General features: G+C 67.3%; 12 protein-coding genes. 5 read left to right on the top strand and 7 right to left on the bottom strand.

Annotated features, from left to right (window positions below; all coding sequences use genetic code 11):
• From G474_RS0105100 to G474_RS0105110, 3 genes are all read left to right on the top strand, one after another.
• Nucleotides 1–1635, top strand: a complete 1635-nt coding sequence (locus G474_RS0105100; protein ID WP_026686040.1) for a methyl-accepting chemotaxis protein — start codon at nt 1–3, stop codon at nt 1633–1635.
• Nucleotides 1636–1637: 2 nt separating this feature from the next.
• Nucleotides 1638–2303, top strand: a complete 666-nt coding sequence (locus G474_RS0105105) for an alpha/beta hydrolase (RefSeq protein ID WP_026686041.1) — start codon at nt 1638–1640, stop codon at nt 2301–2303.
• Between the two features lie 252 nt (nt 2304–2555).
• On the top strand, nt 2556–2810 hold the full coding sequence (locus G474_RS0105110; RefSeq protein ID WP_026686042.1) for a GlsB/YeaQ/YmgE family stress response membrane protein: 255 nt from the start codon (nt 2556–2558) through the stop codon (nt 2808–2810).
• A 258-nt stretch (nt 2811–3068) separates the two neighbouring features.
• Here the strand turns inward: G474_RS0105110 and G474_RS0105120 are convergent, their stop codons facing one another.
• The 7 genes from G474_RS0105120 to G474_RS0105150 all read right to left on the bottom strand — a co-directional run bounded on the left by G474_RS0105120 (nt 3069) and on the right by G474_RS0105150 (nt 12450).
• On the bottom strand, nt 3069–5486 hold the full coding sequence (locus G474_RS0105120) for a TonB-dependent siderophore receptor (protein WP_026686043.1): 2418 nt from the start codon (nt 5484–5486) through the stop codon (nt 3069–3071).
• A gap of 98 nt (nt 5487–5584) precedes the next feature.
• A complete protein-coding gene (locus G474_RS0105125) occupies nt 5585–6577 on the bottom strand; it encodes a FecR domain-containing protein (RefSeq protein ID WP_245589307.1) in 993 nt (330 codons plus the stop codon).
• 13 nt (nt 6578–6590) lie between these two features.
• Entirely contained in the window at nt 6591–7097 is a 507-nt protein-coding gene (locus G474_RS0105130) for a sigma-70 family RNA polymerase sigma factor (RefSeq protein ID WP_245589308.1), read from the bottom strand.
• Between the two features lie 198 nt (nt 7098–7295).
• A complete protein-coding gene (locus G474_RS0105135; RefSeq protein ID WP_084513571.1) occupies nt 7296–9797 on the bottom strand; it encodes a TonB-dependent siderophore receptor in 2502 nt (833 codons plus the stop codon).
• Between the two features lie 80 nt (nt 9798–9877).
• Complete coding sequence (locus G474_RS0105140) at nt 9878–10855, bottom strand: FecR domain-containing protein (RefSeq protein WP_026686047.1); 978 nt, start codon at nt 10853–10855, stop codon at nt 9878–9880.
• On the bottom strand, nt 10852–11364 hold the full coding sequence (locus G474_RS0105145) for a sigma-70 family RNA polymerase sigma factor (protein WP_051281893.1): 513 nt from the start codon (nt 11362–11364) through the stop codon (nt 10852–10854). Before G474_RS0105145 ends, G474_RS0105140 begins: the two co-directional genes overlap by 4 nt.
• Nucleotides 11365–11556: 192 nt before the next feature.
• A complete protein-coding gene (locus G474_RS0105150) occupies nt 11557–12450 on the bottom strand; it encodes a LysR family transcriptional regulator (protein WP_026686049.1) in 894 nt (297 codons plus the stop codon).
• Nucleotides 12451–12552: 102 nt separating this feature from the next.
• Between G474_RS0105150 and G474_RS19610 the strand changes: the two genes are divergently transcribed.
• Nucleotides 12553–13290: a sulfite exporter TauE/SafE family protein gene (locus tag G474_RS19610; RefSeq protein WP_043463325.1), complete on the top strand. Its 738-nt coding sequence runs from the start codon at nt 12553–12555 to the stop codon at nt 13288–13290.
• A 12-nt stretch (nt 13291–13302) separates the two neighbouring features.
• Nucleotides 13303–13542: a hypothetical protein gene (locus G474_RS0105160; RefSeq protein ID WP_026686050.1), complete on the top strand. Its 240-nt coding sequence runs from the start codon at nt 13303–13305 to the stop codon at nt 13540–13542.
• The last annotated feature ends 4 nt before the right edge of the window (nt 13543–13546 follow it).

Consider the following 13546-nt stretch of genomic DNA (forward strand, 5'->3'; position numbering starts at 1 on the left):
ATGCCCGCCTGGTTCCTGCGCATGAGCATCCGCTGGAAGCTGCAATTGGGATTCTTCGTGGTCACCATGATCACCACGATCTTCAATCGCCTGCTGGCCACCCACGAGCTGAGCAAGATGATCGCCGTTGCCCGGGCGGGGGAGGTGCCCGAGGCGGTGCTGGCCCAGATGATGGACAACCGGGCTGCCTACATCTTCAATTCCTTCTGGGAATCGGGACTGGAGTTCGCCGTGCAGTTCCTGATCATCGGCTTCGTGGCCACCCACTTCGTGCGCCCCATCCAGGCCCTGCGGGACGCCATGCAGGCCATGTCCCGGGGGGACCTGGTGCATACGGTGCAGGAGACCGCCAAGGACGAGCTGGGCCAGCTGCAGAGCAGCTTCAACCTGATGCGCCAGCGCTTTGCCGACATCCTGCGGGAGATCGAGGACAGCGGCAAACAGATGCACCAGTCGGCTTTCCAGGTGACCACCATCGCCCGGGAAATCGCCGATGTGAGCCGCAAGGAAGAAAACCGCTCGGAGGAGGTGGATCAGGCCACCCGCAGCCTGAACGACATCGCCCGGCAGGTGGAGGAGCGGGCCCAGACCGCCGTGGGCCAGTCGGCCCGGCTGGAGAGCCGGGGCCGGGAAGGCATAGAAAGCGTGCGCCGCAACATCCAGGTGATGGAGGAAACCGCCGCCGGGGTGGCTTCGGCCTCCACCAGCATCGGCGAGCTGGAGGCCGAATCGGCGCGCATCCACGCCATCATCGGCACCATCCGGGAAATCGCCGGCCAGACCAACCTGCTCGCCCTGAATGCCGCCATCGAAGCCGCCCGGGCCGGGGAAACGGGCCGGGGCTTCGCGGTGGTGGCCGACGAGGTGCGCAAGCTGGCCGAACGCACCAGTGACTCGGCCCAGGAGGTGACGGCCATCATCGACGGGCTGGGCAGCCGGGTGCGGGAGGTGACGGGCTCCATGGAGATGGTGGTGGAGCGGGTGGCGGACAGCCGCCAGGTGGCCGACCGGACCGTGGCCGTGATCGAGGAAATGGTCCAGGAAATCAGCGTCGCTGCCGAAAGCAGCCGCAGCATCTGCGAGGGCAGCCAGGGCCAGGTGGCCGAGCTGGACCGCCTGCAGCAGACCCTGGAGGCCCTGTTCTCGACCCTGCACGAGAGCGGCTCCAAGGTGGATGCCACGGCCGCCATCGGCGACACCATCTTCCAGGTCAGCGAGCGGCTCAACCAGACCATGGGCGGTTTCAAGTTCCACCGGGAGATCCAGGGCAGCCGGCCGGCCGGGGACAAGCGCGCCTATCCCCGGGCGGAAAACAGCTTGCGGGTGAACGTCCAGTACCAGGACAGCCTGCTCGAAGGGGTCTCCTTGGACATCAGCCTGTCCGGCCTGCGCTTGGCCCTGGCCGGGGAGCTGCCGGAGGATGTGGAACTGGGCCTGGAGGTGTTCCTGCCCCGGAACAGCCTGGAAGAATTCCGTAACCAGCGGCCCCTGCAGGTCCGGGGTCTGGTCATGTGGCGCCGCCGGGAAGGGGAGGGTTTCCTCTACGGCATCCGCTTCGAGCAGGTCTCCCAGGCCGATCGCCAGGCCCTGCGCCAGGCCGTGGCCTATTTCAATAAGCCGGCGGAGTACAACTGAAGATGAATTCCCCTGAAGGCATCAGCTTCGACACGGCCCCCAATCCCCGCCATGCCCTGATCTGGCTGCATGGCCTGGGGGCCGATGGCAGCGATTTCGTGCCGGTGATTCCCGAGCTGGGCCTGCCCGCCGGCACCGCCCTGCGCTGCATCTTTCCCCATGCACCCCTGCAGCCGGTGAGCTGCAACGGTGGTTACGTGATGCGGGCCTGGTACGACATCCTCAGCCTCAGCCCCCTGGAGCGGCGCATCGACACGGCCGGGCTGCAGGCCTCCTGCGCCCTGGTGGAGGCCCTGATCGCCCGGGAAGAGGCCCGCGGCATTCCGGCCAGCCGTATCGTCCTGGCGGGCTTTTCCCAGGGGGGCGCCGTGGCCTACAGCACGGCCCTGGCCCGCAGCGGCGCCCTGGCCGGGGTGGTGGCCCTGTCCACCTACATCCCGGCTCCGGAACTCCTGGGGCAGCTGCCACAGCACCGCCAGCTGCCGGTGTTCGCCGCCCACGGGGATGCGGACGAAGTGGTGGCCCCGGCCCTGGGGCTGGCGGCCCGGGACCTGCTCCTGGCCGGCGGCCTGCAGCCCGAATGGCACAGCTACCCCATGGGGCACGAGGTCTGCCTGGAGGAAATCCGCGACCTGGGGCGCTGGCTAGTGCCGCTTCTGGAAGGGTGACCCGGGTTCCTCACCACGGAGGCACGGAGAAAGGCTGGATTTCAAGGTTTTTTCCCTTGCCCTGCTGCGCAGCAGGCGGGGTAGCGGGTGAGGCAAGGGCAGCTTCAGTTTGCACGAGGGCGCGGCGGCCCGGAGCCGGGGGACACGATCGAATAGCCCGCCGGGTTGTGCGTGCTTGAGAGCACGGGAAGGCTGCGGCGGGTGATAGCCTGCAGCGGTTGAGACATTTCGAGTCGGGCAAGGAGCGCAAGGATGGACTGGATCATTTCCCTGATCATCGGCGGTGTGGTGGGCTGGCTGGCCAGCATCGTCATGAAGACCAATGCCCAGATGGGCATCATCGCCAATGTGCTGATCGGCGTGCTGGGCTCGTCCCTGGGTTACTGGATCGCCGGCATGCTCGGCATCGTCGCCACCGGGGGCCTGCTGCGCTTTGCCATCGCCGTGGCCGGCGCCTCCCTGCTGATCTTCATCCTGGGCAAGCTCGGGGTGTTCCGCCGGGGCTGACGGGGGCTCCGGAAGGCTGGCGGGGCAAGTCCGGTAGCTGTCAAGAATGCGGTAGCCCGGCCATTACGGTGGAACAGCCCCAGTGGCTGGAGGACCAGTACCGCCTGCCTGCCGCAGAGGTGCTGCGCCAGACCAGCAATTTCCTGGACCTGGGCGGCCTGAAGCGCTGATTTCTCCGGCCGGGCGCCAAGGCCCGGTCCAGCCTTATGGGCAGCAACATGGCGCCCTGGGGATGGGGCGCCATGTTTTTCCCCCATCTCAGAACTTGTATTTCAGCGTCAGCATGGCGCTGCGGGGTTCGCCCCAGGTGTAGGTGCTGTACCAGCTGAAAATGGTGTGGTACTTCTTGTCGAGCAGGTTGGTGACGTTCAGGTTCGCCGACAGGTTCCGGTTGATCTGATAGCTGGCCATGGCGTCCAGGAGCCAGTAATTTTCCATGGTGTGCTTGACGCTGTTGCCGTTCTGATCGGAAACCTGGTCCCAGGTCTTGTCCTGCCAGCGGGCGCCGCCCCCCAGGGTGAGGCCCGGGAGGAAGGCGGGCTTGTAGGTGCTGCTCAGGGTGAACTGGTTTTCCGGAGACAGGGTGGCCACCTTTTCCCCCTGCTGGCGGGAGATCTTGTGGTTGAAGCCGGCGTGGATCTGCCACTCGGGCGTCAGCCGGCCGGAGACTTCCACCTCGAAGCCCTTGGTGCGCACCCCGTCGATGGCCCGGTAGGCGGTGCCGCCGCTGGGGGTCAGGCCCCCCGTTTCCTCGGCGTAGTTGTCCTGTTCCAGGATGAAGTAGGCCAGGCTGGCGTTGAGGCGGCCGTTGAAGAAGCTGCCCTTGATCCCGGCCTCGTAGTTGCTGCCTTCGAGGGGGTCCAGGGTCCGGCCCTGCTGATCCTGGGCGCTCTGGGGCTGGAATATGGTGGTGTAGCTGCCGTACACCGAGTACTGCTCGTTCAGATCGTAGACCGCCCCCAGGTAGGGCACGACGACGCCGGATTCCTTGGTGGTTTCGTTCTCGTAGTCGAGCACCCGGCTGCCGGCGATCAGTTTGAGATCGTCGCGCAGGTTGAAGCGGGCGGCGGCGTAGATGCCGCTTTCCCGGGTCACTTCGTTGTTGCCGAACTTGTTCGCCGCCGGCAGCCGGCCCCACTGGGGTTCGGGGAGATGGCCGTTCCAGTCGTAGTAGCCGCTCACCTGGGTGCCGTTGGTCCAGTAGCCCTGATTGGTCCAGCGCCGTTTCGAATGGCTGCCGCCGAGCACCAGCTCATGCTTGCGGCCCAGGAGCTCGAAGGGCCCCGTGGCGTACACATCTGCGGCATTGGCGACCGTCTTGCCCACGTATTTGCCTTCCCAGGTCGACACCCCCTCGCCGGTGGCCGGGTCCGGGTTGCCGGAGGCCGCCGCGCCCAGGGGGGCGTCGTAGCCGTTGACCTGGTGGTTGAACTGGGCCTTCACCAGCCAGTCATTGGCGAAGGTGTGTTCCAGGGTGGCGAAGGCGGTGCGGGTGTATTGCCGCCAGCTGCTCCACTCGGCGCCGTTGTTGAAGGAGCGCGGCATCTTGTTGAACTTGCCGTTGGCGTCGAAGATGGGAATGCCGCCCCAGGTGGAGCGTTCCGGATCGTTGTTCTGGTAGTCGGCGCCCAGGGTGAGCAGGGTGCTGGGGCTGAGGTCGGCTTCAAGGATGCCGTAGAAGGTGGTGGTTTCCCGCTCATAGCCGTCCAGGTGCGAGTGGCGGTCCTGCCAGGCGGCCACGGCCCGGCCGCGCAGGCTGCCGGCCGGGTTCAGGGCGCCGCTGAAGTCGAACTGGGTGCGGTAGTTGTCGTCGCTGCCGGCCCCCAGGCTGATCTCGCCCTGGAAGTTCTTGGTCGGCTTTTTCCTGATCAGGTTGATGGTCGCCCCCGGGTCGCCGCTGCCGGTGAGCAGGCCGGTGGCCCCCTTGAGCACTTCGACCCGGTCGTAGATGGCCATGTCGCTCAGGGTGTTGCCGGCCGAGTAGGAGGCATTCCGGGTCATGGGGATGCCGTCGTACTGGAAATTGTTGATCGGGAAGCCGCGGGCGTAATAGGCCGTGCGCTCGCTATCCATGGTCGTGATGCTGATGCCCGGGGTATGGGCCATCACCGCGTCGATGGAAGTCAGGTTGAAATCGTCCATCTCCTGGCGGGTGACGACGCTGATGGTCTGGGGCGTCTCCCGGGGCGTCAGCACCAGCCGGGTGGCGGTGGCGATGCTGCCAGGGGTGTAGCTGCCCGTGCCTTCGGTGATCTCGCCCAGCTGGTTGGCGGTGACCTGGATGCCGGCCAGCTGGGTTTCGGCGCCGCTGGCTACGGCGGCAATGCGGCGCAGCACGTAGTTGCCCTGGCCCCGGTGCACGGCTTCCAGGCCGCTGCCTTGCAGCAGCCGGGCGAGGCCGGCGGCGGTGGAATACTGGCCTTCCAGCCCCCGGGTGTTCAGGCCCCGGGTCTGTTCCGACTCAAAGGAAAGGGTGATGTCCGCCGCGGCGGCAAAGGCGGGCAGGGCGCTGCCCAGGGGACCGGCGGGGATATGGAAACTGTGCACGGCGTGGCTCTGGGCCTGGGCCGGGCCCGCCACCAGCAGGGCGGCCGGAACCCCCAGGGCGAGGCCAAACAGGGCGGCAGCCAGGGCGCGGGCCAGGGGACGGGGGCGGGAAGGGAAGGAAGAAGGCATGGGCGGGTTCCTGCAAAGGTCGAAGAAGGATGGCGAGCGGTGCTCCCATCTGTCTGGCCGTGCGAGGAGCAAAAACAGCAACCCCCGGGCAGAAAAAATCACGCGGCCTCGACCCGCACCCAGTAGCGGGTGGCAAAGCGCAGCCGGATCGGCAGGGAGGCCGCCAGGTTGTCCAGCACCGCGTCCGTGTCCGCCAGGCGGAAGGCGCCGGACAGGCGCAGGTCCGCCACCTGGGGGGCGCAGACGATGCGGCCGGGACGGTAACGCTCCAGCTCGGCGAGGAAATCCTCCAGGCGGCGGTTGATGGCGATCAGCCGGCCTTCCCGCCAGGCTCCCGTGCCGGGTTCCAGGGCGGTGACCGGGGCACAGCCCCGGGCGGTGAAAGCGGTCTGCTGCCCGGTTTCCAGGCGCAGCAGCTGCCCTTCCCGGGGGCGGATTTCCACCGCCTGTTCGAGCACGGCCACCCGGGTTGCCTCCCCGTCCCGACGGACGCTGAAGCGGGTGCCCAGGGCGCGGATGGCGCCTTGTCCCGTATGGACCTCGAAGGGGCGGGGATCGGCGGCGGTCTGGACCAGGATCTCGCCATCGAGCAGGGTGAGGCGGCGCAGTCCGGGGCCGTAATCCACATCCACGGCGGAACCGGTGTTGATGTCCAGGGTGCCCCCGTCGGCCAGTTCGATGCGGCGCCGCTCGCCGGTACCCGTGCGCAGGTCGGCCCGGGCTCCGCGCCAGCCGGCTTCCACGGAGGGCAGCAGGGGAGCGGCAGCCAGGGCCGGCAGCAGCAGGCCCAGGAGCTTCAGGTTGCGGCGCCGCCGGCTGCTCCGGGCGCTGCTCAGGGTGGGCAGGGCCAGGGCGCCGGGGACGCCGTTCAGGCGCTGCTCCAGGGCCTGCATCCGCTCCCAGGCCAGGCGGTGGCTGGCATCCGCCTCCAGCCAGCGGGCCCAGGCGGCGCGTTCGGCGGGGGCGGCGGCCTCGTCCTGGAGCTGCACATACCAGCGGGCGGCGGCTTCCAGGGCCGCCCGGGGCAGTTCCCGGCCGCCCATGGCGGCGCCAGCCCGCCAGCCCGGGGCGGATTCCTGCGGTGCCGGCATGGGATCAGGCACTTCAGCAACCCTCGGCGAGCAGCAGGCACTGGGTCAGGGCCCGGGCCAGGTGCTTCTTCACGGTGGTGACCGAAACCCCCAGCCGTGCCCCGATGGCGGCATAGCTCAAGCCCTCGAACTGGGCGAGCAGGAAGATTTCCCGGGGCCGGGGGCCCAGCTCGTCAAGCATCCGGTCGATGGCGCACAGGGTCTCCAGGATCAGCGCCCGGGTCTCCGGCGAGACAGCCTGGGGCTCAGGCTGGGCCGCCAGGGTCTCGAGCCAGGCGGCTTCGAGGCTGTGGCGGCGGAAGCGGTCCACCATCAGCCCCCGGGCAATGGTGGCCAGATACTTGCGCGGCTCTTCGATGGCCGGCACATGGCGCCCCGCCACGATGCGCAGGAAGGTGTCCTGGGCCAGGTCGGCCGCCTCATGGGCATTCCCCAGCCGGCGCCGCAACCAGCCCTGCAGCCAGCCGTGATGGTCCCGGTAAAGTCTGGTGAGGGGATCGGCAGTGGCTATGGCGTGCAAGGCAAGCTCCAGAAAGCAGAGTGCTGGCTGGGCCGGAAGGCTTGGCTCGCGTTAGTTTTTGAGAATGGTTCGCATTGTTGCGGATTTGCCGGGGGGCGTCAAATGGGGGGGCTGGGTCGGCCCCAGGGTTCAGGGCAGGCCGTGGACAAAAAAACGGCACCTGGTGCTGGTGCCGTTGGGGGGCCGGGTTGGGCGGGGTCAGAAGGTGTATTTGGCCGTGACCATGAAGTTGCGCGGGGCGCCGAAGATGTTGCCGCCGGTGTTCCAGCCCAGGCCCTGGTAGTAGCGCTTGTCGAACAGGTTGTTGATGTTCAGGCGGATTTCGGTGTGGGCGTCGAACTGGTAGCTGCCGTTCAGGCCGACGATGGCGTAGCCGGATTGCCGGATGTTGGGATCGTCGCTGGACTTGGTCCGGTTCTGGGCGTAGAGCTTGCCGCCGATGCGCCAGCGGGAGAGTTCGCCGGGCAGGCGGTAGCTGGTGGACAGCTTGAGCTGGTGCCGGGGCAGGTCGCTGTCGTACTGCTTGCCGATGTTGCTTGCGTCCGCGTCCTTGGTGAATTTGGCATTGACGTAGGTGTAGCCGCTGGTGATCTGCCAGTTGGGGGTCAGGGCACCGGAGATTTCCAGTTCCACCCCCTTGCTTTCGACCTCGCCGGCGGCCCGCTTGCAGTATCCCCAACTGCTGCCCGGGCAGGGGTTGGGGCCGCTGAGGTCGTCTACGGCGCGGTTTTGCTGCTGGACCAGGAAGGTGGCCAGGCTGGCGTTCAAGCGGCCGCCGAAGTATTCGCCCTTGATCCCGAGTTCGTAGTTGGTGCCGGTGATCGGGTCGAGCAGTTGGCCGTTGCGGTCGCGGCTGTTTTGCGGCTCGAAGATCTCGGTCCAGCTGGCGTAGAGCGAGTGGCTGTCGTTCAGGTCGAAAACCAGGCCGGCGTAGGGGGTGACTTCGCGGTTGATTTCGAAGCGCGTGCCGTTGCTGTGGTTTTCGTTTTCGTACCAGTTGATCCGGGTGCCGAGGATGAGCTTGAGCGGATCGGCGAGGTTGAGGCGGGTGGCGGCATAAACGCCCTTCTGGCGGGCCGTGTAGGCCCAGTCCCAGAGGCTCATGTCGATCGGCGGCCGGGCGACCGCCGAGGCGTCCCAGTGGTAGGGATCGACCGCCGGGCCGGCGGCCGTCCAGGCGTAGCTCGACCAGCCGCCCCAGTTCTTGTTGTCGAATTCCCGATAGCTGGCGCCGAACATCAGCTCGTGGCTGCGCCCGAGCAGGGTGAACGGGCCGTTGGCGGCGATGTCGTAGCTGTCCTGGCGATTGTCGAGCCGGTAGCGCTGGCTGTTCTGGCGCAGCACGCCGCCGTTCAGGTAGAGGCCGGAGAAGAGCATGTCCTGTTCCGGCCGTTTCCACAGGGCGGCGGCCTTGAGCTGCCAGCCGTTGGCGAACTTGTGGCTGAGGTCGGCGAAGAGGCTCTTGTCGGTCTGCTGCCAGTAGTCGAAATCGTTGGCGGTGTTGGCCGAACGGCTCAGGCCGGCAAGGAAGCTGCCGTCCGGGTTGGTCGGGTGGCCGGGGACGAAACCATCGTTGTCTACGTGGCGGTAGTGGAAGCCCAGGGTCGCCATCGTCGCCGGCGTCAGGTCGGCTTCAAGGATGCCGTACAGCTGCTGGTTGCGGTCGTGGGCGGTGTCGTAGAACTGCTTGCTGTCCTGCGCCGTGGCCACGGCCCGGCCGCGCAGGGTGCCGGCGGCGTTGAGGGGGCCGCTGACGTCGATGGTGCTGCGCAAGTTCTGCCAGCTGCCGGCGCTCAGGGTGATGCTGGCCTGATGGTCTGCGGTCGGCCGCTTGCGCACCAGGTTGATCGCCGCCGAGGGGGTGCCGGCGCCGGTGGTCAGGCCGGTGGCGCCGCGCACCACTTCGACCCGGTCGTAGATGTCGAGACCGTCATTGTCGGCATTGAAGGTGCCGTTGGCGCCGGTGCTGGTCGGCAGACCGTCGATCAGCAGGTTGGAGACAGGAAAGCCCCGGGCCAGGAAGCTGCCCGATTCGCCGCTGTAGTAGCCCTTCTGCATGACCAGGCCGGTGACGTTCTGGACGGCGTCGTCGAGGCTGGTCAGGCCCAGGTCGTCGATCTGCTGGCGGCTCAGGACGCTGATCGACTGGGGTGTTTCCCGGGGCGACAGGCTGAGCTTGGTGGCGGTGCTCATGGCCCCGGTGGTGTAGGAGCCGGTGTTTTCCGTGGTGCCGCCCAGGTTGCCGGCGGTTACCGTCATCGGCGCCAGGGTGATTTCGCCCGAGGCCGGTTGCGGCAAGGCCCGCAGGGTGTAGCCGCCGTTGACCTGGGGAACGGCTTCCAGGCCGGTGCCTGCCAGCAGCCGCTCCAGGGCTGCATCGGCACTGTAGCGGCCGTTCACTCCGGGGCTCTGGCGGCCGGCGGTGAGCTTGGGGGAATAGCTGAGCAGGGCGCCGGAAATCTGGCCGAAGCGGGCCAGGGCCGTATCCAGGGGGCCGGCAGGAATGGCGTAGGTCTGCGGAGCCCTGGCGCTGGCGGTGTTTTCGGCAGCCTGGGCGGTTTGGCCCAGGGCGGCCGGCAGGGCGGTGCAGCCGAGACTGAGCAGGGCCACCTGCACGGCACGGCAGCAGGTTTTCAGGGGGGCGCGCTGGTGGGGGCGCAGGTGGGTAGATGGGGAGGCGGGGTGGCCGTGGCTGTGCATCGAATTTCTCCTGTGGACGAGGGCTGTCATGGCGTCTGTCGCACGAGAAACGAAAACGGCTCAGGGGGCGGGATGTTTTTTCAGGCGCGGGGGCGGATCGCCGTCCAGTAGCGGGTGCGCCGGACGATCTGCACGGGCAGGGTGTTGCTCAGGGCTTCCAGGACCCGCTCAGTGTCGTCCAGGGGAAAGGAGCCGGACACTTCCAGCCCGGCTACCCGGGGGTCGCAGAGCAGCCAGCCCGGGCGGTAGCGGCCCAGTTCGGCGGCAAAATCGGCAAGCCCCATGGCGTGCACGATCAGCATGCCCTGGTGCCAGGCGGCTTCGGTGTCCGCCACGGTGCCGGGGGCGTCGCTGGCGTCGGCCGTGAAAGCGGCCTGCTGGCCGGCGTTGAGGATCAGGGCAGGCGCTGCGCCCAGTCGGGGGCGCAGGGCCACGGCGCCCTCGAAAACGGCCACCTGGCTGCGGCCTTGATGCTGGTGCACGCTGAAGCGGGTGCCTAGGGCCTGGGCGCTGCCTTCGGCGGTGCTGACCAGGAACGGGCGTCCCGCCTCATCCGCCGCCGTGGCGATGTGGATACGGCCGACGTGCAGATGGAGCCGCCGCTGCCGGCCGTCGAAATGGATGTCCACGGCGCTGCGGGTGTCGAGGGTAAGCTGGCTGCCGTCGGCCAGGGTGAGCTGGCGCCGTTCCCCGGTGCCGCTGCGGTAGTCGGCAAGCCAGGGACCGGCCGGGTGCTCCCGCGCTACCGCCCAGGCTCCGCCGCCGGCAAAAACCAGCAGCGCCAGGGCCTTGATCGCCTGGCGCCGGGCCGGGCTGCGCGGGGTGGCCAGGGTGGCGTGGGCGAGGGCGGCGGGCAGGCCGGTGGCGTGCAGGCGCTGGTGGGCGCTGGCGATGATCTGCCAGGCCTGCTCGTGTTCGGGGCGGGCGGCCCGCCAGCGCAGGCAGGCGGCCCGGACTTCGGGGGGGACAGGGTCGGCTTGCAGTTCCACCCACCAGCCCATCGCGGCTTCGGCGATTGCGGGGGGAATGGGGTGTCTGCCTGGGGCGGCGGGATTCATGGGGCGCTGGCGAGGTCGGCGAAGTAGAAGAGGGCGCCGGCCTTGACGATGTGGCGTTTGACGGTGGCGATGGAAATGCCCAGTTCTGCGGCCACCTGGGCGTGGCTCAGGCCATCGAGCTGGGAGAGCAGGAAGGCGCGGCGGACCAGCGGGGGCAGGGTGCCGAGCAGGCGGTCGATCTGGCACAGGGCTTCCAGCCACAGGGCCCGGGTTTCTTCCGAAGGGGCGGCGAGCTCCGGCTGCCGGGCCAGGGCCTCGAGCCAGGCCTGTTCCAGATAGTGGCGGCGGAAATGACTGGCCAGCACCCGCTGGGCGATGGTGGTCAGGAAGGCCCGGGGTTGTTCCGGAACGGCCGGTTCAGCCTGGGTGAGCAGACGCAGGAAGGTGTCGTGGGCCAGGTCGGCGGCCAGGTCGCTGCAGGGCAGGCGCCGACGCAGCCAGTCCCGCAGCCAGCCGTGATGTTCCCGGTAGAGGGTGCTCAGGGAATCGGGCGAAACGGCAGTGTTCAAGGGGGCCTCCGGCAAACAGGATGCTGGCTGGCCCGGCGGGCTTGGCTTGCGTCAGTTCTTGAGAATGGTTCGCATTGTTTCGGATTTGGCGGAGGGCGTCAAATCGGGAGGCTGGGTTGATGCTGCCCGGGATGGGCTGGTTTCGCTCCGCTCCCTGCCATGGGCTGCCTGCCCTCGGCCAGCTTAGGGAGCTTAGGGAGCCGTCCCAGAAAGAAACTTCAGGAACAGGGCGGCCTGGCCTTCAAGGACGGTTTCGCTGGTTGTACATAGCAGCAGCTGTCTGGTCGCCCATGCATCTTCCAGTGGCAGCACATCAATCTTCGGGCTCGCCAGGCGCTGGGCCGTTGTTTCAGGAACGATGGCGATTCCGACGCCGGCGGCGACCAGGCTGATCACGGCATCAAAGCTCCGGACGCGCACCCGGTAGTGGATTCCGCGTCCATATAGCACCGCTTTGCTCTGGATGAACCGGCTCAGGCCCGTCTCGGAGGGCAGTCCAACAAAGGGGTGCTCAAGCAGCTCGGCGAATCGCGCTGCGGGTTTTGCTAAAGGCGGGAATGCCAAAGGGGTTACCGCCACCAGGCGATCTTCCCGGAACGGCCGTGTCGTCAGCCCCTCGGTTCCGACGTAGTCGGCGACGATGCCGATATCGGCCTGCTCCTGCCGCATGGCCAGCAGTGCATCCTGGCTTCCAAGCTCCCGCAAATCGATATCCACATCCCGATGTTCGGCCAGGAAGCGCCCGATCAGTGGCGGCAGATACTCCGTCATTGCAGCGGTATTGCCGAGTACGCGTATGGTGCTTCGCATGCCGTGGGCGAATGCCGCCATTTCAGCGTGCAATAGTTCGAGCTCGCGCTCCAGACGGCCGGCATGCCTGAGCAGGGTACGCCCGGCATCCGTCAGCCGGATGCCTGACTTGGAACGGTGCAGCAGCGCTGTGCCCAGGACATGCTCCATCTTCTGCAGACGTGTGCTGGCCGCCGCCAGCGAAAGGTGCATGCTGACGGCTCCATGGGTGATGGATCCCGCCTCCGCCACGGCAGCAAACAGGTGCAGATCGAATGTGGAAAGGCGATGGGGCAAGGCAGATCGGTGGACAGGCATAGGCATTCCTTCATTTTATGTGAAGGATATCACTGCCTATTAGCGATCGACATCGGGCATCCTTCGCATGATCATGGGTCCATGGAAACGAAACACTATCTGATCATTGCTGCCGTATTTGTCGCGGCCGGGGGGGTGAAGGGCATCTCCGGCCTGGGGCTGCCCACCATCTCGATGGCGCTGCTCAGCCTCGTCATGCCCCCGGCGAAAGCCGCGATGCTGATGCTCCTGCCGTCGTTCACCACGAATGTGGCCCAATGCCTGGGGCCGAACTGGCGCTGGCTGGTCAAAAACCTGTGGCCCATGTGGTCCTGTCTGGCGCTGTTCACGATTTTCAGCCCGTTTGCCAGCATCGATGCCGCCGGAGGGCATGCCACCCTGTTGCTGGGGCTGGTTCTGGTGGCCTACGGCATCTGGGGGCTGATCAAGCCGGCCTTGCCGAATGGCCGGCATCACGTGCGCTGGGTGGGTGGGGCCATCGGCATGTTGTCGGGTTTGATTGCAGCGGCAACGGGCGTCTTCGTCATTCCCCTGGTTCCTTATGTCCAGTCGCTGAGGCTGGACAAGGAAGCATTCATACAAGGGCTAGGTATCAGCTTCATGGTCGCCACCGTCGCCCTGGCCATCCGGCTTGGAACTGCCAATGCGGGGGCGCTGCTGGACCATGTTCCTGGCTGCGTGCTCGCCTTCTTGGCCGCTTTTCTGGGGTTGTGGATGGGGGCGCGCCTGCGAGGGCACATGAACCCTGTCCAGTTTCAGCGGGCCCTGTACAGCGTGTTTGCTGTGCTTGGCCTGATCATGGTCGGCCGCGCGCTGTAACCCGCTCGTTCAATGGCCTCCGACCGGAACTCCCTGCTGCTTGCCCACGGCCTGGAACGGGCCTATCGCATGGCACTGGGGCTGGAAACTGCGGCACGGAACAGGATGGGAGATGCCGATCCTCCGTTGGCGGAACTGGCCCAGTGGCTGTTTGCTGCGGAACTGCTCAGCATCCTGGATGACCTCAGGTCGGCGTTCCTGATCCAGCAGGCAGGCGGTATTGTTGCCCGGGACGGCGAGTCCGATCCATGAGTCC

Source organism: Azovibrio restrictus DSM 23866 (genome assembly GCF_000429665.1).
In the GTDB taxonomy this organism is placed as follows: Bacteria; Pseudomonadota; Gammaproteobacteria; order Burkholderiales; family Rhodocyclaceae; genus Azovibrio; species Azovibrio restrictus.

Excerpts from the sequence above, each read along its gene's own strand:
- G474_RS0105125 (WP_245589307.1), bottom strand. The coding sequence starts at position 6,577 with ATGCCGGCACCGCAGGAATCCGCCCCGGGCTGGCGGGCTGGCGCCGCC.
- G474_RS19610 (WP_043463325.1), top strand. The coding sequence starts at position 12,553 with ATGGAAACGAAACACTATCTGATCATTGCTGCCGTATTTGTCGCGGCC.
- G474_RS0105160 (WP_026686050.1), top strand. The coding sequence starts at position 13,303 with ATGGCCTCCGACCGGAACTCCCTGCTGCTTGCCCACGGCCTGGAACGG.
- G474_RS0105110 (WP_026686042.1), top strand. The coding sequence starts at position 2,556 with ATGGACTGGATCATTTCCCTGATCATCGGCGGTGTGGTGGGCTGGCTG.
- G474_RS0105120 (WP_026686043.1), bottom strand. The coding sequence starts at position 5,486 with ATGCCTTCTTCCTTCCCTTCCCGCCCCCGTCCCCTGGCCCGCGCCCTG.
- G474_RS0105105 (WP_026686041.1), top strand. The coding sequence starts at position 1,638 with ATGAATTCCCCTGAAGGCATCAGCTTCGACACGGCCCCCAATCCCCGC.
- G474_RS0105135 (WP_084513571.1), bottom strand. The coding sequence starts at position 9,797 with ATGCACAGCCACGGCCACCCCGCCTCCCCATCTACCCACCTGCGCCCC.
- G474_RS0105100 (WP_026686040.1), top strand. The coding sequence starts at position 1 with ATGCCCGCCTGGTTCCTGCGCATGAGCATCCGCTGGAAGCTGCAATTG.
- G474_RS0105140 (WP_026686047.1), bottom strand. The coding sequence starts at position 10,855 with ATGAATCCCGCCGCCCCAGGCAGACACCCCATTCCCCCCGCAATCGCC.